Below are 20,024 nucleotides of genomic sequence, written 5' to 3'. Positions count from 1 at the left end.
AAGGTACAAAAGGGTTACTCCAATTTCAGTACCGCCATAAAGGCTTCTTGCGGAACTTCTACGGTACCAATCTGACGCATACGTTTTTTCCCTTTCTTTTGCTTTTCCAAAAGTTTGCGTTTGCGGGTAATATCACCACCATAACACTTGGCAAGCACGTTTTTACGCAAGGCTTTCACGGTTTCACGAGCAATCACTTTCTGCCCAATAGCCGCCTGAATGGCTATTTCAAACTGCTGACGAGGTAGTAAATCTTTCAATTTTTCGCAAAGGCGTTTGCCCCACTCATAGGCTTTTTTGCGATGCACAATAGCAGAAAGAGCATCAACGGTATCACCATTGAGCATAATATCCAATTTCACCATATCCGACTCACGCCAGCCCGCCAGTTCGTAATCCAAAGAAGCATAACCACGCGAAATAGTTTTGAGTTTATCAAAGAAATCAAACACAATTTCAGCAAGAGGCATTTCAAAGGAAAGCTCTACTCGGTCGGTAGTCAGATATACTTGATTTTTGATTACCCCACGCTTTTCCATACAAAGCGTAATGATAGGACCTACATACTCGGCTTTGGTAATAATCTGCACTTTTACAAAAGGCTCTTCAATGTACTCAATATGCACAGGTTCGGGCATATCGGAAGGAGCTTGAATGAGTTTTTCTTCGCCTTTGGTGGTATAAACCTTGAACTGCACCGAAGGCACCGTAGTAATGACGGTCATATCAAATTCACGCTCCAAGCGTTCTTGCACAATTTCTAAATGCAACATTCCCAAAAATCCACAACGAAAACCAAAGCCCAAAGCCGCCGAAGTTTCAGGCTCCCATACCAAAGAGGCATCGTTGAGTTGCAATTTTTCCATTGCCTCTCGCAAGTCTTCAAATTCAGAGGTTTCCACAGGATAGATGCCCGCAAAAACCATCGGTTTTACATCTTCAAAACCTTTGATAGCCTCCGCAGGGTTCTGAACGTGTGTAATGGTATCTCCTACTTTTACCTCACGAGCTTGTTTGATACCCGAAATCAGATAGCCTACATCTCCACACTCTATTTGCTCACGTGGCTCTTTTTGCAGTTTCAAAATGCCTACTTCATCAGCGATATATTCTTTGCCTGTGGCAACAAATTTCACTTTATCACCTTTGCGAATAGTGCCGTTTTTTACACGGAAAATAACCTCTATGCCCCGAAAAGAATTGAAAACTGAATCAAAGATGAGGGCTTGCAATTTGCCATTGGGGTCGCCTTGTGGTGGCGGAATACGCATAACCACTGCTTTCAGAATTTCATCTATACCGATACCTTCTTTGGCAGAGGCTCGTATAATATCCTCACGCTTACAGCCGATAAGCTCTACAATTTGGTCGGAAACCTCTTCGGGCATTGCCCCAGGCAAATCAATTTTATTTAATACAGGAATGATAGTCAAATCATTGCCAATGGCAAGATATAAATTAGAAATGGTTTGAGCTTCTACTCCTTGCGAAGCATCAACCACGAGCAAAGCTCCTTCGCAAGCGGCAATAGAACGCGAAACTTCATAAGAAAAATCTACGTGTCCGGGTGTATCAATGAGATTGAGCGTATAAGTTTCGCCTTCATAAGTGTATTTCATCTGAATAGCGTGGCTTTTGATAGTAATCCCCCTTTCTCGCTCCAAATCCATATCGTCAAGCACTTGGTCTTGCATTTGGCGTTTATCCACGGTGCCTGTCCATTCCAAAAGTCTATCAGCAAGGGTACTTTTGCCGTGGTCAATATGAGCAATGATACAAAAGTTACGAATGTTTTTCATTGTAATACCAAAATTGAGTTGCAAAATTAGCAAATTCTAATAAAAAGATTGAAAATTGAAGCTAATTGTTTAAGGTTGCGTGCAAAAAATTTGATAAAGTTGAATAGCTTCGGCATTATTCATTGTTTTGGCTTTTAGGAGCTTTTGGCAAGCCTTTTCTTTTTGATTCAGACGCAGATAACTTTGAGCCAAATTTACATAAGCCTTTTGAAAAGTAGTATCCAAATTGATAGTTGTTTCAAAGCAAAGGGCGGCTTCTTGAATGTGTTCGGGGTTTTGTGAGAAAAAAAGCAAATTTCCCAAATTAAACCAAGCCTGTTTATTATCTTTTTGCAAACTTACAGCTTTCCGAAAATCAGTAAGGGCTTGGGTAGTATCTTGCAAATTGTAGTAAGAAACCCCTCTATTTACGTACAAATCCGCTACTTCTGCATTTCTTTGAATGGCTTTGTTGTAGTTTTGAAGGGCTTCGGTGTATTTTTTTTGCACCCTGTAAAGTTCAGCAAGATTGTAAAAAGGTTTGTAATCAGAGCTATCCAAACGAATCGCTTGTTCATAATCTAAACGGGCATCATTATATTTACCAAGTTCAAAAAGAGCTACTCCCCGAGCATTGAAGGCATCAGCATTTTTGGAGTTTTTATCAATAGCTTTATTGAGCAGTAAAATCGCCTCTTCGTATCTTTGTTTCTGCAAAAGTAAGCGGGCTTCTTCAGTAAGTTCTTTGGACGTTTTGCCACAAGCAAAAAACATCAGACACAGAAAAATTTTTAAGATGTTTTGCATAAGTTTCGTTTTGTTCAATTAAACTGATACGCACCCAAAAATAAATTTTGAGTACGTATATGTGTATTTAGATGAATTATTTATTAGCCACTTGCACAGGAAACGCTTTTAGATTTATCAATCTTCTGACCTATAAACAGCTTTTCCATTACTTTTAGCCCACTTTTCGGTAAATCCTACGTGGGAAATTGCATTTTTGCTTTTATCAAGTTTTCTTTCAGTCTCTGCTACAAGAACTTTTGGCTCTATTTCATATATTACTTTGATTTTTAGCGGGTTATTTTTGTAGAAAATAGCAAAATAAATCTTTTTATTTCTCCAAATTCTATTCAATGACTCTTCTCTTTTTTCTTTGGGTTCTTTAAACATTCTATCAAGTTGCCCTGAACCACCCTCATAGCAAGATAGATATTCATATTTTATAGAAGAATCATTCGGGTCGCAGGCATCGGCATCTCTTTTAGAATGTATGAGTTCGTGTCCTAATGTTTCTGCAATAATCATTTCTTTGACAAGTCCGGGTTGTAATATGTTGGGAATTCCAATTTTTGAGGCAAGTTCTTGAACCTGCAAAACTAATTTTATTATTGTTTGAATGATTTCTTTTTTCATTAGAATAGGCTGTATTCTCGTTCTAATTCAATTTTACGGATTCGCTCATTCGTGATTTGGATATAATCTGGATTGATTTCAAAACCTATGAAATTTCTGTTTAATTTTTTGCAAACGGCAAAAGTTGTTCCCACTCCTGAAAAGGGGTCTAACACAATGTCGCCTGGGTTAGAACTTGCTTTCACGATTCTCTCAATTAGTTTTTCGGGTTTTTGAATGGTATTTAACAAATCCCTGCTAATCAACTCCTTTGATTTATAGGTAAGTTGTTTAATATCGCCCCAAACATCGCCCGGATTTTTTCCTTCATCGTTAAACTTTGTTTTACCATATTGTCCATTGATTACGGAAGGTACTTTTTCACAACGGAGTCTATGTTCAAGTTCCACTAATTGCGGAACTCTTATGTCATCAAGATTAAAAGTTTTTGCTTTTCCTTTTGAAAAGTAAGCAATTAGGTCGTAGTTATTTGTGTAGTTAAGCCTACCTTGTGCCAAACGACTGGGTTGATACCAAATAATTTTTCTATTAAGCCGCAAGAAAGGTCTATAATCAATAAAATCTATACAATCATCTTTACCAAATAGGTATAATGCCCCTCCGGGTTTCAACACTCGGGAGAAAATCTTAATCAGATTCAAATTATAGGTTTGGATATCTATTACTTTATCCCATTCGTTGGTTGTAACCCCATAAGGACCATCACAAACTATTAAATCCACACTTTCGCTATCTATCTCTTCAATAAGTTTTAAGCAGTCCCCTTGATATACTTTGTTTAGTTCTAACATATTTTTTTCCTTTTTCAAATTTATGTTTTTTTAGGCTTATAGCAAACATAAATTTACACATTCACTTTACTTGCCCATTCAAATCTATCGGAGGGGGAGAATTTCCAAGGAGCCATATTGTTTTCTAAATTGGCAAACATAGCATTCCAAGAGGCAGGCGTAGAGGCTTCTTCCATTGTAATAAAACGGCGAATATCTACAATAATAGAAAGCGGGTCAATATTGACGGGGCAAGCCTCTACGCAAGCGTTGCAAGTATTGCAAGCGAGAATTTCTTCTTTGGTAATGTAACTGCCGTAAAGCGATTTACCATCATTGAGAGCCTCTTCAATGGTTTTGCCTTTTTGCAGTTGTCTGCCGATTTCTTCCAAGCGGTCGCGGGTATCCATCATAATTTTGCGAGGCGAAAGCAATTTACCCGTCTGATTAGCAGGACATTGCGAAGTACAACGCCCACACTCGGTACAAGAGTAGGCATCAAGGAGCTGTTTCCAGGTAAGGTCATTGACATCTTTTGCCCCAAAACGTGCAATTTGCGTGGCAGGTACATCATTCTGATTGATAAGCCCCAAAGCAATTTTAACCTCATTCGTAATAGCAGGCATATTTTCAATTTTGCCTTTGGGGTTGAGGTTTGAAAAGTACGTGTTCGGAAACGCTAAAATAATATGCAAATGTTTAGAGTAAGTTACATACAAAGCAAAACCCAAAATACCCAAGATATGCAGCCACCAAGCGGTGCGTTCAATAGCAATGAGCGAACCCACACTCATATTTTCAAAAAGGGGCATTAGATACTGACTAAACGCAAAACTGCCTACTTTTTCGTAATGTTCTGCACCTTTATTTTGTAAAACGCTATCGGTGGCATTCATTGTTAGAAAAAGTAACATCAGGATAATTTCAAATGTGAGAATAAGATTGGCGTCAGTGCGGGGCCACTTGGTCATTTCTCTTTGCCAAAAACGCTTGATTTTTAGTATATTACGGCGAGCTAAAAAAGCTATACACACTACTATTACGCCCACTGCCAAGAATTCAAAGCTATTGATAAGCAGTGCGTATAATTCTGTACCTATCACAGGAGCAAACAAACGATGTGTGCCGAGTATGCCGTCTAAAATAATTTCCAAAAGCTCAATATTGATGATAACAAACCCCACATAAATGATAAAGTGCATAAGCCCTACCAGCGGCTTTTGAAACATTTTACCCTGCCCGAAAGCTATCAGAAGCATTGTTTTCCAACGTTTGGAGGGGTTATCAAGGCGGTTGGTGCTTTTACCTAAAAGAATAGTTTTTCGGATAAGGTTGGCTCTTTTCCATATCAAATAGCCCGCCACAGCCACGCAGGCAACAAAAAGAATTTGCAACAAGTAGCTCATAATGAGTATTTTTACAAGTTTTAAGAAAAAAAATTTTAGGATTTTTTTGCAAATATAGTTTTTTGCTCTAATTTTGCAACACTTTTTTGAAAGGAAATGTTTGGTGCGGTAGCTCAGTTGGTAGAGCAAAGGACTGAAAATCCTTGTGTCGGCGGTTCGATTCCGCCCCACACCACAACAGATAACTAAAACTCTAAAACCTCAAAGTTTTAGAGTTTTTTGTTTTTGAAAAAATGAAGTTCAAATTTATTTTGCAAACACCCCAAAAATATAAAACATTGATTATGAGTTTCTTTTTTATTTTGAAGTCGTCGAACACTGTTCAGAAGTATACTATGCTTATTTAGTATAGCTAATTTTAGCCCTAAAAATGGCTTAATATCCTGATTTTCAGCAAGTCGTCGATCTCCAAGGAAAATCCTATGATTGGAGATCGACGACTTTTTTGTAAAAATTTTTCAAAAAAAATTTGGAAATTTCATTTCTTTCGCATACCTTTACAACGAAAATAACGCCTTTTAATCGTACCATTGTGGAATTGAAATATTTGGGTGTTTTTGCCCTTAATTTACAAATGTAACTTTTAATCGTACCATTGTGGAATTGAAATTGGAAAACTCCTAATACTCTCTGAATATAACCTCTTTTAATCGTACCATTGTGGAATTGAAATAACAAGTTATAGAATATTTGCCAAAATCTATCAACTTTTAATCGTACCATTGTGGAATTGAAATCTTAACTTTTAACTTCTGATTTAACTTCTGATTCGTACTTTTAATCGTACCATTGTGGAATTGAAATAAAAATTACGCAAGCATTGCAAGTTTCATAACAGATACTTTTAATCGTACCATTGTGGAATTGAAATAAAACTTTACAAATCACAATGAAACGCAAAACCCCTTTTAATCGTACCATTGTGGAATTGAAATTGTGTAGGTTAAAACACCCTCTAAATATTCCCGCTCGCTTTTAATCGTACCATTGTGGAATTGAAATAACAAGTAAAGTAAGGCAAAGCTTTCTTGAGTATTCTTTTAATCGTACCATTGTGGAATTGAAATAACGTTTGAGAAACATAAAAGAACTCGTACAAAAAGGCTTTTAATCGTACCATTGTGGAATTGAAATATTGGAACACTGTGCGACAAAAATTTTGATGAAAACTTTTAATCGTACCATTGTGGAATTGAAATCTAATTGGACATCTCCCTCCCATCCTTCTTCTGCAAGCTTTTAATCGTACCATTGTGGAATTGAAATTCTTTGCTGAGGTTGGAATTAGATGAAGTGATTTCTTTTAATCGTACCATTGTGGAATTGAAATCTGAACCTTGTAAGCTGTTTTGGCAAAAGAAAATTTGCTTTTAATCGTACCATTGTGGAATTGAAATGTAACTGCATAACGTCCGCCGTTTGAGCAATAATCCTTTTAATCGTACCATTGTGGAATTGAAATGTTTCCTCGTCTATTATTGCTCTATCGAGTTTTATTCTTTTAATCGTACCATTGTGGAATTGAAATTCAATTTTGTCAAGTTTTTTTTTGGGTGTAACTAAACTTTTAATCGTACCATTGTGGAATTGAAATATTGATTTGTAGAGAGGCAGGAGGCAGGAGACAGGACACAGGACTTTTAGTCGTACCATTATGAAATTGAAATGATAGTAGGGAGTAACTTTTAATCGTACTATTGTATTGAAATCTCTCTACTCTCTACTAATTACTATCTACTAACTCTTATATCGTACCATTGTGGAATTGAAATGTGGTTGAGAGACAGGAAGCAAGAGACAGGAAGCAAGAGACAGGAAGCAAGAGACAGGAAGCAAGAGACAAGAAAAAGAGGGAAGAATTGAAAATAAACAAAATGTAAAAACAAGAAAAGACAAAAACCTGTAAGGGTTGATAATCCTTACAGGTTTTTTTGTGTGAAAGCGTATAAGGGATTTATCTTTCCACTCTCAACTTAAATACTTGGCAATTTCCCGAAGGCAAAGCAATTTTCAAATAATACAAACCATTCACAATTTCTCTGCGAAGACGTATCTGATGAGTACCCCTTTGCAGAATATCACCAAATACATTCATAAGTTCCCAAGAGAAATTTTCTGCTCCTTTCACAAAAACCTCTTCATAAGCAGGATTAGGATAAATCTGCAAGGTTTGAGAACTGAAACTATCTAACGATAACACTACCCCAATATTTTTAGAAGTAATGCTTTCACAACCTTGCAAGCTGGTACTTTTGAGTGTTACTTGGTAATTGCCTGTTTGTGCAAAGGTATGCACTACGGGGTTGCCTGTGGCAGTATTGCCATCGCCAAAGTTCCATTCAGAAGAGCTTACGTTACCGCTGTAATCCTCAAAAAGCCAAGTAGTTCCGCCGTAGAGCGTAGCAATAATAACCGCCTGATGTATAGGAGCTACCGTAATATTTACCACCTTCACAGGACTGGGATAATAGCGGTCTCGTCCTACGATGTAAATAGTTCGGTTAGTAGTGATGTTTGTCAGTGTCAGACTGCTACCCGTATGAATAGGCGTAGTAAGTGGAAAACTATCGTAAAAATCAAATACCGAGCCATTCGTAGGGGCTAATATCAAATTTTTGCCACTACATACTACAAAGTTGCTCGCAATATCAGGCAAAGGCGTTGTATTGAGTTGTACGAAAGTATTCAAGGCTTCATCGGCGTTGGCTTGGAGTTCTGCCAAATTATCGCCCGCCACGTAAGCAAAAGCAATTTTACGCATAGCATTAGGGGCTAAATTGGATATGGTAGCCCCTACCGCCATAGAAACATCAGTTCCCAGCCCACTCATACCTGCTTGCGTACGCAAAAGTCCATTGGAAATGGCTGTAAATTTTTCGGCTTTGGTGAAACCATTGTACAAGTTGATAGAGCCACTGCTACCGTTGTTATTGAAAGCATAATAATTAGGCGTTTCTGTGGTAAGTAGTCTTATGCCTGCGTACATTCCGTTGAGGTAGTGATAGGCATAGCCCATTTTACGAGCATTGTCCCAATCTGCCCGATTTCGGGCATACTCTAAAAGGTCAAAATCTGTAAAAACACCTGCGTACAAATTAGGAATGGTTCGGGTAGAGTCGTTGGTGATGTCGTATTCTACGATGATAAACTTATCTTTGGGGCTATCTTTGTAGGCGTATGCTTTCTTGGTAATACGCAATTTGGGTCGGTAGGAGACATTATCTTTGAAATTTGCAATAATTTCTTGATAGGTAGCTGTTTTGTTGTGGGTAAAAGAGCCATTAACGTCAAATTCAGTAATGAGCGGGTCGCCTGAAATGTATTGAGGCACAGAATTCACAATACTATCTGTATGACTGGCAATAATCAGACCGCCTGCGGTGGCAATGGTGTTGTATTGGGAGGTAGTATAGCCTACACTTTTGCGATAAGGGTATTTGTACTCGGCGATTTTGCCTCGACTGCCTACGTGAAGCGTGAGTTTATTGATATCTAAATGCAGGTAGTCGGGGTTGATGATAATTTTGAGATACTCATAACTTGTGAAAGCACCATCTTGAAAATCAAAACGTAAGACAATTTCAGTATTGTAGGGGGTGCTGGGGGAAATTTGCAAGATAAAAGGCGAAGTTTGATTGTTTTTGATTTCATTAGTATTCATTGCTCCCAAACTGAAACTGCCACTGCTGATGCTTACAAGTGGCGAAAGCGAAACTACATTTACTTGCAAGTTAGAAGTAGGTGAAAGCAAATTTTTGAAATTGACTACCAATTGAGCATTTGCTCCTGCAAAGGGGAAGGCATTATTTACAAAGTTATAGTTTTCAATTCGCAGGGCTTTTACATTCGTTTCACTGACGGCTCTATGTACATTGAGTCGTCCTTTGCCGATAAGTCCTGCAAACGAAGGGTTGAGGGCATCAATGTTATCAGAAGTAGCTACTACCCTTGCCATAGCTTGGATAGCGTCTAAGCTGGGGTATTGCGTGCGAAGCAAAGCAATAGCGGCGGCAACTTGCGGAGCGGCAAAAGAAGTTCCGCTCATATTGTAACTTACCGCAGGAATGTAGGAATGGTCATTATTGAAAATACCGCTATATGCACAGCAATTGTAGTAAGTAGTATGCGTAAATTCACTTGGAGCAGTAATATCAACTTCGTAGTTGTAATTACTTCCGCCCCAACGTAAATCATTTGAGGTAGAACCTGTTACCGAAACTACATTTTTGTAAGAAGCGGGCCAAAATCGTCCTGTATCGCCATTGTTGCCTGCGGCGGCGACCATTGCCACATCTTTATTGATAACCGCATAATTTACCACATCTTCCCAAAATTCATCAGGCTCGCCCACATAGCCAAAAGACATATTGATAACTTTCACATTTCTATCAGCTAAATACACTACCGATTCGGCAAAGCGAAGCACCGTAAGGGCATCATTGACAGCCTTTACAGGCAAGTAGCGGCAGTTATACCCTACCCCTGCAATCCCCATTGCGTTATTGGGAGTAGCGGCGGCAATTCCTGCTACTGCCCCGCCGTGATAGCTGAATGAATGTGGTAAGTTCAGGTTGTAGTCGTTGTTGCCTAAATCAATATAATCGGGGTGCAGGTTAGCTATCAAATCTTGATGAGTAGTGCGAAATCCCCAATCAATTACGCCAATAATAGAGGAAGGGTTGCCCGTTTGAACGTCCCAAGCATCATAAGCCTTGATAACATTCAGATAGTACTGATGATAGTCGGCGGGGGTAGAACTTGGCGTATTAGCCCCAGGGTCATTGGGTACAAGCAGAGGGTCTGCCAAGCGTAAAGGCTCTGCATATTCAATAGATTTATGAGAACGCAAAACCTGCAAAGCACTTTCTACACTTACGCCGTCTTTCAGGTACAAATAGTAAATTCGGCTCAAATCTACTTTGGGCAAACCACAACGACCCACCTCGCCTTCTTTGGGGGCTTGATGATTAGGGAAAACTCGCTCCGCAGGACGCACCGAAAGCGAGTGCAACAAATCGGTATCTAAATAGCTGTTTTGCTTCAACTTAAAAACAACTTGCGATGGCGTGTAACGCACCTGTGCATATACGCAAAAGCCTAAAAGAAAAGCTACAAAGAGAAAAGTAAAATGTTTTTTCATAGAGCCATATTTTCTGTTGAATACGTTTCAGGCATAAAAGGTAATTAAAAAAGCGAAAAAATGCAATTTTGGTTTGAAAATTGTTGCTAATTTTGCCTTGCAATTTGGTTGAACCAATGTTCTGATGAAGTTGTTAGTAAAAATTTTCTTTCTGCTTATCTGTTACTGCTTTTCTTGGAAAACTTTTTCACAAGATATTTTTCCAAATCAGTATGGCTCAGGGCGTTTGTTTGTAAATCCTGCTTTTACGGGTACGAGTGTTGCGGGCAGGGCAGATTTTTTGTATGCGGTGCATTACCCAACCCTTACAGGCGGGCTGGTAACTAATTTCATCAGTTACGACCATAGCTTTGATGATGAACGCAATGCTTTGGGCTTTTTTCTAAAAACTGACCGCATCGGTGTAGCTTCAGGCGGAAATTTTAGAAATTTACAAGTAAATCTTGCTTATGCATATCTTTTGCCCGCAGGCGAATATTGGCGTATCCGAATGGCAGTGAGTTTAGGCTATGGAAATAAAAATCTGAACACCTTTCATTTAATTTACGGCGACCAACTCACGCAAACAGGTTTAAGCGGAAACCCCACCCAAGAGCCTCAAATTCCTTCTCAAAGTATTGATTTTCTTGATGTTTCCACAGGTTTTTTAGCCTATAATGAATATGCTTGGATAGGTTTTTCGGCTTTTCATCTCAATCAGCCCCAAAGAGAATTTTTAGGAAATGAATTTCGTGTGCCTTTGCGTATTTCAGGACATTTAGGAATAAAAATCCCACTCAACGAAACAGAAAATTATCATCTTTCGCCTGTTGCGTTTTACAATTTTCAAAATAACTTACATCTGCTTGATTTGGGTCTTTTTTTTGAAACTGACTACTTTCAAGCGGGCATTTTGGGCAGAAATATTCCTTTGCAAACGCAAAATACTACACTCAATTTTCAAACGGCTTTCAAATTAAATGGCTTTCGGCTGGCTTACACTTACGGATTGCCACTTTCCTTGAAAGGAGTGGGCGGTTTGCACGAAATCGGACTTTCTTTCGCTTGGCAAAAAGAACCTCCTGAAAAAAAATGGACTTACAGGCAAATTTCGGTTTTTTGAGAGAATTTGTAAATTTTACGAAACACAACAAACTCATTACTTGTAGAAATCGTTAATAGAGAGAACTTTTTTACACAGAACCAAATTGAGAGATAATTTTATGCGAGAACCTAATCTATGGATTGGCAACCTTGGACATCTTTTGGTGTTAATTTCTTTTGCAAGTGCTATTCTTGCTACCATTGGCTATATTTTGGCTCAGTACAAAAAATATGATGATTTTCAGCAAAAGTCGTGGTTAATTTTTGCTCGGAGGGCTTTTTGGGTACATAGTGTGGCTGTTACGGGAGTAGTGATTACACTTTTTGCCATTGTGTATAATCAGATGTATGAATATTTCTATGCCTACGACCATTCCTCTAATAGCTTGCCTGTACAATATATGATTGCCTGTTTTTGGGAAGGGCAAGAAGGCAGCTTTCTGATTTGGATTTTCTGGAACGTTCTGATTGCTTTGCTTTTATTGCCAAAGTTAAAATCTTGGGAAAGCGGTGTGATGTGGCAATTTAGCCTTTTACAAGTACTGCTGACTTCAATGATTTTAGGAGTAGTGTTTGCCGATACTTTCAAAGTTGGTAGTTCGCCTTTTGTACTTACGCGTGAGGTTCTGGATTTACCTGTCTATAACCCCGCTTTTCGCCAAACTTACAACCCTAATTTCATTCCTGCTGATGGCGGCGGACTTTCGCCACTTTTGCAAAATTACTGGATGGTAATTCACCCGCCTACTATTTTTTTAGGTTTTGCAATAACTTTTGTGCCTTTTGCCTTTGCATTGGCGGGTTTGCAAAGAAATCAAATTCGTGAGTGGATAAAACCTGCTTTGCCCTGGACGCTCGTAAGCATTGCTATTTTGGGTTTGGGCATAATGATGGGGGCTTATTGGGCTTATGAAACGCTTAATTTCGGAGGCTACTGGAACTGGGACCCCGTAGAAAATGCTGTCTATGTACCTTGGCTTACGCTTGTTGCCGCACTGCACACAATGCTTACTGCCAAAAATAGTAGCAGTTCGCTGAAAAGCTCCATTATTTTGCTTGCCGTAACTTTCTTTTTAGTGCTTTACTCTACTTTTCTCACGCGTAGCGGAGTGCTGGGCGATGCTTCTGTTCATTCTTTTACCGATTTAGGTTTAAGTGGGCAACTCGTCTTTCTGATGCTTGTTTTTGTAGTGCTTCCTGCTTGGATAATGATAAAGAATTGGAAAAAAATACCTGCCGATGCCAAAGAAATCACCACTTACAGCCCTGAATTTTGGACATTTACGAGTGCAATGCTTTTGAGCCTTGCGGCGTTTATTGTGATATTTTTCACTTCCCGCCCCGTTTGGGGACAAGCACCGCCCACTAATCCTATGGACTTATATGGCATTTCGCAAGGTTTTTTAGCGGTGGTTATTGCAATTGCTTCGGCTTGGGGGCAATATTATTGGTGGCGTAGAGGAGCAAAAACTAAAAAGTTCTATCAAACTTTATCTTTTCCGCTTTTACTTACGCTGATAGTTTCGGCGATTTTCATTTTGCTTTTAGAACCTAACGAAACTTGGCAAAAAGAACTTCAAAACTTCGGCAAAGATTGGAAAAAAGCAGGCGTTATTTATATCAAATATGCGTTGAGTTTTTTAGTAATTTTTGCTTCCTGGTTTTCTATTTTGTCAAATTCAATCTTAATCATTGATGTTTTTCGTAAAAAGCCTTCGCTTTCGGGAGGAGCAGTGGCTCATATCGGTTTTGCTGTAATGATTTTAGGCATAATGTACTCGGCGGGCTATTCCAAGATTATTTCCGATAACAATTCGGGGTTAGTATTTAGCAAAGATGCCCCCGAAGAGTTTAATAAAAAAAACGTTTTGCTTTGGTTGGAAGAACCAACAGATATGCGAAATTATCAACTCACTTACAAGGGAATGTACATTGAAGCCAAAGGTTACCCTGGCTACATCAACCAAAAATATGTAAGAAGTTTGATAGATAAACCCGAAAAATTGGTAGTTGTGAGGGATATTTTTTACAACGGCAAATTATACTTCAAAAAAGGGGATACTATTCGCACACGTCCCGAAAATATCTATTACCGAGTAGAATATCGCCACAAAGAAAGTGGCAAAGTGTTTAATTTATTTCCAAGAGTGCAAATGAATGGCATCAGGCAGGGGGAAATGGTAGCTTCGCCTGATATTTACAAAATGCTTTCCAAAGACCTTTACACACACGTAAGTAGCATTTATCCCGACCCCAGCAAAGGCAGGGAATACACCGAAACCGAAGAAATGCGAGTACGTCTCAAAGATACTTTCCTGCTGAATGATTTTGTTGCTATTTTGGAAAATGTTGAGCCAATTCGCGAAATTGACGCCCAAAAACTCACCCAAGATGAGCTTGCCGTGAAGGCGGTTATTAAAATTTTAGGCAAAAATGGACAAATTCACACAGCAGAACCTATTTTGGTTGTCAATCAGGCGACAAGCCAAATGGCAAATGTAGCTGATATTTTGCCTGAAATTGGTGCCCGAATTACTTTCCGAAATATTGATACGCAAAAAGGTGAAATGGTTTTTTCGGCTGATGTGGGCGAAAAAGATTACATCATTATGAAAGCCATAGAACAACCTCAAATCAATTTGCTTTGGGGTGGTTCGTTAATAATTGTAGTTGGCTTGATAATTGCTCTGATAAACAAATTGAAATCTCAAAATAAAACCCTCAAAAATGCACAGAAAGCCGAAACATTTGTTTAGTAACGTGAATAGTTTTTTTTGCGGGCTGGTGCAAAAGGTGCTTTTTTGGAGCATTTGTGGGCTTATTTTATTTGCTTGCAAACCTCGTAATGAAATTTTTACAGATAATCCTGCCTCATTGGTTTTTTCTGATGACGCTATTATTTTTGATACCATTGTAGCAGGAGTACCTGTGGCAAGCAAAAGACTGAAAGTCTATAACCCTAACTCACAGGCAGTACAAATCCGAAAAATTTTTTTGGGCGGTGGCAATAACGATGACTACGAAATTATTATCAATGCTCAAAAAAGTGAAATTTTTGAAAATGTCAGCATTTTAGGTAGAGATAGCCTGCTTGTGATTATTTCGGCACGCATACGCAATCGCAATCAAGATGAAATTTATCAGGCTTATGACTCTTTAATGTTTGAGCTAACGAACCAAACCCAAAATGTAAAATTGCTCACTTGGGCGGAAAATGTCAATGTAGTTTCAGGTGTTTTGCCCTGCAATGCTATTTGGACAAAACAAAGACCTTACCTGCTCAAAGGGAATGTAGAAGTACCTTTGGGTTGTACGCTCACTATACAACCCGCAACAAAAATTTATGCTTTTAACGATGCTAAAATGGAAATTAAAGGCTCATTAAAAGTGAATGGTAAAGCAGATAGCAATGCGGTTTTTCGTTATTTTCGCAGAGAAGCAGGTTTTGAAAACCTTTTAGGAGCTTGGCAGGGCTTGCGTTTGCGAAAAAGTAGTACTAATAACCAAATTCGCTTTGCAAAAATTACCAATGCAAAAGTGGCTGTTTTTGTAGATAGTTCGGAAGTGCTTTTGGAAGGGGCAACTTTGCAGAGTGCCTCCGAAGCAACTTTGGCAGGGGTGAATGCTAAAATTTTTATGCGAAATTGCTTGCTCAATAACGCTATTTTACGACTTTTTCAGGCGGCGAATGGCGGAGAGTATGAATTGGTACATTGCACGCTTGCTAATTATGAATTTTTCTTCAATCGTCAGGAGGAGGCGGGTAGTGTGTTTTTCAATGAAACAGGAGCAGGAGAAATGCAAGTGCGTTTGTTCAATAATATTTTTTGGGGCAATTTGCGAGATGAAATTCTTTTTGCAGGCGAAAATATCAATCTTTCTGCCGCAAACAATATTTTCAGAACGCAAACTTTCCGAGATGTTCTGAACGTAAATAATAATTTGTTGAATGTTCCTGCTGATTCGCTTTTTCGTAGTCCTCGCCGATTTGATTACCGCTTGCCTTCAACTTCTCCCGCCATAGGAAAGGGAATAGCTACTTCCATAACAACCGATATTTTAGGCAAAACTCGCAAAAATCCGCCTGATATAGGGGCTTTTGAAAGATAAACAAAACTTGTATGCAAAAATGGATTTGGTTTTCTTTGCTGGTTTGGGCTTGTAGCGAAAAAAACAACCAAGAGCCTCAAAAATCACAAATCAATGAGGTCAAAATTTTTCATAATAAGTCCATAAACGAGTATAAACCCATCTGCGATAGCTTGCAAAGTTTTCAGACTTTGAAAATTGCAGGTGGGCTAGTAGATATTGCTTTGCCTGATAAAAAAACACCCATCAAAGGTAATTTGCTGATTTTACAGGGTTTTGCTTTTCCCAAAGATGATTGGTGCAAGAAAAGTTTGCTTTGCAAGAAAGCCCTTGCCGAAGGGTACATTCTTATTATGCCCGAAATGGGAAAAAGCAATTATATGAGCAAACTTTACCCCGAAACGCGAGCTGACTGGCGAAAAGAACCTCAAAAATATTGGCTCACAGATAGTGTGTTTCGGTTTTTGCAAGAAAAATATTGCTTACTGCTTCCTACACAGAAAAATTTTGCCGTAGGACTTTCCACAGGGGGGCGAGGTGTAGCGGTAGTGGCATTAGAGAAACCTGAACTTTTCACAGCGGTTGCGGCACTTTCAGGAGATTATGAGCAAAGCAAAATTCCACAAGATAAAGTACATATTGGCTATTTGGGAGCGTATCAGCAATTTCCGAAGCGTTGGCAAGAAGAAGAGAATATTGTTTTTCAAATAAAAAAATGGAAAACCCCTATCTATTTAGGACACGGCAAGCAAGATAAAGTCTGCCCCTACTCACAAACGCAAATTTTTTACGAGGCTTTACGCAAAAATCACCCTCATCTGAAAGTAAAACTCAATTTGCCTGCCCAGTATGCCCACGATTACAAATATTGGGATTACGAGGTAGATAATATTCTTGCCTTTTTCAGGGAGTTTTAGTTTTAATACTTCAATAGTCCAATTTTCTATTATGCCAACGCCTAACAAAATTACTCTAAAAATGGTTTATTCGTAAATCTTTTGCAATTTATGAATAATAAGCAAGTAGTTACACTTACATTCTTTCGTTACAAGGGCTTAAAAAATCTTTGGTGGGCATTTGTGCAAATGGGTAGGCTACCTAATTTACTCAAACAAATCAAAGAGCTATCTTTCGTAAAAATGCTCGGCAGTGGAGGGCAAAGTGGTTTCAGTATTTTCCCTAATTTTAGTTTGTATGGCTTGCTATGCGTATGGAATAATGAAGAGGAATGTCAGCGATTTTTCCAATTTTCAAGCATTTTCTTAAAACTCAAAGAAAAAGCCTCCCAATATCAAACTTTATTTCTTGAAACGCTCAATGCTCACGGCAAGTGGGACGGCATAGAGCCTTTTGTTCCTCAAAAAAAGCAAGTAAACTATCAAGATAAAATAGCGGTTATCACACGAGCTACTATCAAATGGAACAGAATTTGGCACTTTTGGCGTATGGTCCGCCCCGTAAGTAAAAATATGCGAAGCCGTGAAGGACTTATTTTTTCGGTAGGCATTGGCGAACTACCCCTAATTCAGCAAGCTACTTTTAGCATTTGGGAAAATTTAGAAGCTATGAACAACTATGCCTATAAAAGTCCTGAACACAAGCGTGTAATTCAACTCACAAAAAAATTAGCTTGGTACAAAGAAGAATTGTTTGCCCGTTTTACCATACTGAAAACAGAGGGGTCTGGAATTATTCAACTTACTTGAAAGAATTTTTATACAAAACGAATTGCTTTGATAGGAGGTATTTTCACCACAAAACGTATAGGAAGCCACATTACAAGGCTAATGAGTAAGAAAGTTCCTATGTTGGCTAATATCCAAACGAGCCAATTCCATTGTACAGGTACGTAGCTAACCAAATAATTTTGGGTGTCCAAAGGAATAAGTTTTCCGTAATGCTCAATCAGATATAGCAAATAAGCAAGCAAATTTCCCCATAAAAAACCTTTTACCACGATATGCAAAGCGTGCAGGAAAAAAATGCGTTCAATTTGTTTGTTTTCTGCCCCCAAAGCCTTCAAAATGCCAATCATATTCGTTCGTTCCATCATCATTATCAGCAATACTGAAATAATATTAAATGCCGTAACTGCTAAAATAATGACTAAAATAATCACAACGTTGTTATCCAGCAGTTCCAGCCATTCAAAGGTATCAAAATGTTTGGCAGTAACAGGCTGTTGGCTCAAATCATAAGGAAGCAGGTTTTCTAACTCTCGTGAATTTTCAATGAGCTTATCAAAATCTTTCAAAAAGATTTCATAACCACTTACCAAACTATCACCCCAATTATTGACTTTCTGAATGGTTTTCAGGTCAGTTATTAAAAATTTTTCATCAAAAATACCTACACCTGTTTCGTAAATGCCTACAACAGCAAGTTTGCGGAAACGAGGCGGTTCTTGCACAAAAATTACGATAAGCGAATCACCTAATTTCAAATTGAGTTTGCGAGCTATGCTTCGGCTGATAAGCGTTTCCTTACTTTCCGTACCATTTTTGAAATTAAGCCAACGCCCTTCTTGCAGATTTTCTAAGAAATCTTCTTTGCGATAATCTTCACCAACACCCTTCAAGACCACCCCTTGTACATTTTCTTTCACCTTTATAACGCCCGGTTTTTGAGCATACACTTGTAAATGTTCAATAAAGGGAACATTTTTTCTTTTCTGATAAATTTCTGTCTGAATAGGCACAGCAGGTTCTTCGAAAGATTGATTGTTGCTGGTTTTTACAATACGTATATGCCCTGTGAAACTAAATATTTTGCTTTTGATAGCATTTTTGAAACCTAAAAGGACAGCAAAAGAAAGTAAAATCACCACTATCGTAATAGCTACACTTACGACTGCCATTTTACTAACAAGCACAGAAAAACCCAAGCCCACATTTTTTTGCATTTGTGGGCTGGCTATGCGTTGAGCTATGAAACGATATGTAGCGGTTCGGCTCAATTCTTTGAAAAACCTATTTCTTGCTTCCTGATTTTTATCTTTTACTAATCAATTCCGTTAAACAATCTACCCCAGCGAATTTTTTTATACCACTTGGCACGGCTTTCCCAAGACATCCAAATAAATAGGGCTTTTCCTACGATATGGTCGGCGGGAACAAAACCCCAATAACGAGAATCCAGTGAGTTGTGGCGGTTATCGCCCATCATAAAGTAATAATCTTGCTTGAAAGTATAAGTCTTAACAGGCTTTTTATCAATAATTAGCTCATTATTGTTGGTGATTTCTAACTCGTCTTTATCATAGCCTTCAAACTCTTGAATAGTAAAGCCATAAAGAGCAAGGGTAGTTTCATTGATAGGAATAGTTGCCCCTTTTTTAGGCACCCAAAGCGGTCCGAAATTATCTCTGTTCCAATTGAATTTGGCACTATGCGGAAATACAGGATACACATTTTCGCCAAAAATAGTTTCTCCTTTGCCTTTATCATTTAGAATCGTCTGCCCTGCCTCTTCTTTTTTACCCGCGGGCATAATAATTTTTTCTACTTTTTTTACTTGGGGCAATTTGCTAATTGCTTCGGCAGTTTTTGCATTCAAAAAACCTACGTAACGATTTTGGGCGGGTAAATACTCAATATCAGGATTTTCAATATCATCACCTACAAATAAACCCAATTCTTCTAAATCCTCTTGTGGTATTTCGTCTTTTACTTCAATACTGTACGAGAACTGTGTCTTTTCGTGGTCGGGAAAGCGTTTGCCATTTACATACACATCAGCATTGCGAATTTCAAGGGTATCACCTGCAATCGCAATACAACGTTTAATGTAGTTGGTACGCAAATCTACGGGGTGGCGAGGTTGTTTTTCCTCAAAGCCGGGATAGTTGAAAACCACAACATCACCATTTTTTACTTCTGAAAAATGAGGTAAGCGATATTGAGGCAGTTGTATCCAATCCAGATATGAAGGAATATTGGTAAAAAATATTTTTTGGTGAGTAAGAGGCACTTGCAAAGGCGTTTTAGGCGTTCTTGCTCCGTAGTGTAATTTACTAACAAACAAGAAATCTCCTGTAAGTAGTGAGCCTTCCATTGAAGGGGTCGGAATGGTATAGGCTTCTAACAAGAGCCAACGCAAGAAAGTAGCCACGACTACAGCAAAAACAATCGCATCTATCCATTCACGAAGTTTTGATTTTTTAGGCTTGTTGGGGTCTTTTTTTCGAAAAAAAGAAGGTATAAAACGCATTTCTTTCAAATTTGAGTACAACTATTGTATTAACGCTTGCAAAAATAAAGTATTTTTCCAAATACACGAAAAAAAATAAAACCTTACAAGTTTATGGCTTGCAAGGTCTGAAAAGTAGGAGAAACTATCT

At 38.4% G+C, this 20,024-nt stretch carries 13 protein-coding genes, 1 tRNA gene and 1 CRISPR repeat array; of the genes, 6 read left to right on the top strand and 8 right to left on the bottom strand.

Going from position 1 to position 20,024, the window contains the following annotated elements; genetic code table 11:
- Positions 1-14: 14 nt before the first annotated feature.
- The 5 genes from lepA to Rain11_RS04850 all read right to left on the bottom strand — a co-directional run bounded on the left by lepA (position 15) and on the right by Rain11_RS04850 (position 5,373).
- Complete coding sequence (gene lepA / locus Rain11_RS04870; RefSeq protein ID WP_101358250.1) at positions 15-1,799, bottom strand: translation elongation factor 4; 1,785 nt, start codon at positions 1,797-1,799, stop codon at positions 15-17.
- A gap of 69 nt (positions 1,800-1,868) precedes the next feature.
- A complete protein-coding gene (locus Rain11_RS04865) occupies positions 1,869-2,585 on the bottom strand; it encodes a tetratricopeptide repeat protein (protein ID WP_133121510.1) in 717 nt (238 codons plus the stop codon).
- A 117-nt stretch (positions 2,586-2,702) separates the two neighbouring features.
- On the bottom strand, positions 2,703-3,197 hold the full coding sequence (locus Rain11_RS04860) for a PDDEXK family nuclease (protein WP_101358218.1): 495 nt from the start codon (positions 3,195-3,197) through the stop codon (positions 2,703-2,705).
- Positions 3,197-3,988 (bottom strand): DNA-methyltransferase, encoded by a 792-nt coding sequence (locus tag Rain11_RS04855; protein WP_101358217.1) that lies wholly within the window; start codon positions 3,986-3,988, stop codon positions 3,197-3,199. Before Rain11_RS04855 ends, Rain11_RS04860 begins: the two co-directional genes overlap by 1 nt.
- A gap of 53 nt (positions 3,989-4,041) precedes the next feature.
- Entirely contained in the window at positions 4,042-5,373 is a 1,332-nt protein-coding gene (locus Rain11_RS04850) for a (Fe-S)-binding protein (RefSeq protein WP_101358216.1), read from the bottom strand.
- A gap of 102 nt (positions 5,374-5,475) precedes the next feature.
- Between Rain11_RS04850 and Rain11_RS04845 the strand changes: the two genes are divergently transcribed.
- Positions 5,476-5,548 (top strand) — tRNA-Phe (locus Rain11_RS04845).
- A gap of 340 nt (positions 5,549-5,888) precedes the next feature.
- A CRISPR array of direct repeats spans positions 5,889-7,145; the repeat unit is 30 nt; unit sequence CTTTTAATCGTACCATTGTGGAATTGAAAT.
- Between the two features lie 182 nt (positions 7,146-7,327).
- Here the strand turns inward: Rain11_RS04845 and Rain11_RS04840 are convergent.
- Positions 7,328-10,513: a S8 family serine peptidase gene (locus Rain11_RS04840; RefSeq protein ID WP_101358215.1), complete on the bottom strand. Its 3,186-nt coding sequence runs from the start codon at positions 10,511-10,513 to the stop codon at positions 7,328-7,330.
- A gap of 124 nt (positions 10,514-10,637) precedes the next feature.
- Here Rain11_RS04840 and Rain11_RS04835 point away from each other — a divergent pair, with 124 nt between their 5' ends.
- From Rain11_RS04835 to Rain11_RS04815, 5 genes are all read left to right on the top strand, one after another.
- Positions 10,638-11,615, top strand: a complete 978-nt coding sequence (locus Rain11_RS04835; protein ID WP_101358214.1) for a PorP/SprF family type IX secretion system membrane protein — start codon at positions 10,638-10,640, stop codon at positions 11,613-11,615.
- A 100-nt stretch (positions 11,616-11,715) separates the two neighbouring features.
- On the top strand, positions 11,716-14,352 hold the full coding sequence (gene ccsA, locus Rain11_RS04830; RefSeq protein ID WP_101358213.1) for a cytochrome c biogenesis protein CcsA: 2,637 nt from the start codon (positions 11,716-11,718) through the stop codon (positions 14,350-14,352).
- Between the two features lie 37 nt (positions 14,353-14,389).
- Positions 14,390-15,706 carry a choice-of-anchor Q domain-containing protein gene (locus tag Rain11_RS04825; RefSeq protein ID WP_133121509.1) on the top strand — a complete coding sequence of 439 codons (1,317 nt, stop codon included), beginning with the start codon at positions 14,390-14,392 and terminating at the stop codon, positions 15,704-15,706.
- Between the two features lie 11 nt (positions 15,707-15,717).
- Complete coding sequence (locus Rain11_RS04820; protein ID WP_101358211.1) at positions 15,718-16,602, top strand: prolyl oligopeptidase family serine peptidase; 885 nt, start codon at positions 15,718-15,720, stop codon at positions 16,600-16,602.
- A 90-nt stretch (positions 16,603-16,692) separates the two neighbouring features.
- The gene (locus Rain11_RS04815) at positions 16,693-17,391 is read left to right on the top strand and encodes a hypothetical protein (RefSeq protein WP_101358210.1); all 699 of its coding nucleotides are present in this window, start codon (positions 16,693-16,695) and stop codon (positions 17,389-17,391) included.
- A gap of 8 nt (positions 17,392-17,399) precedes the next feature.
- Here the strand turns inward: Rain11_RS04815 and Rain11_RS04810 are convergent, their stop codons facing one another.
- Together Rain11_RS04810 and lepB are read right to left on the bottom strand one after the other, a co-directional pair.
- On the bottom strand, positions 17,400-18,641 hold the full coding sequence (locus Rain11_RS04810; RefSeq protein ID WP_101358209.1) for an ABC transporter permease: 1,242 nt from the start codon (positions 18,639-18,641) through the stop codon (positions 17,400-17,402).
- A gap of 44 nt (positions 18,642-18,685) precedes the next feature.
- Positions 18,686-19,894 carry a signal peptidase I gene (lepB, locus tag Rain11_RS04805; RefSeq protein ID WP_101358249.1) on the bottom strand — a complete coding sequence of 403 codons (1,209 nt, stop codon included), beginning with the start codon at positions 19,892-19,894 and terminating at the stop codon, positions 18,686-18,688.
- Positions 19,895-20,024 lie beyond the last annotated feature (130 nt).

Origin of the sequence: Raineya orbicola (genome assembly GCF_002843425.1) — a bacterium.
GTDB classification, from domain to species: Bacteria; Bacteroidota; Bacteroidia; order Cytophagales; family Thermonemataceae; genus Raineya; species Raineya orbicola.
Note: the sequence above shows the minus strand (reverse complement) of the source record. Positions and strands in the feature narration are given on the sequence as shown.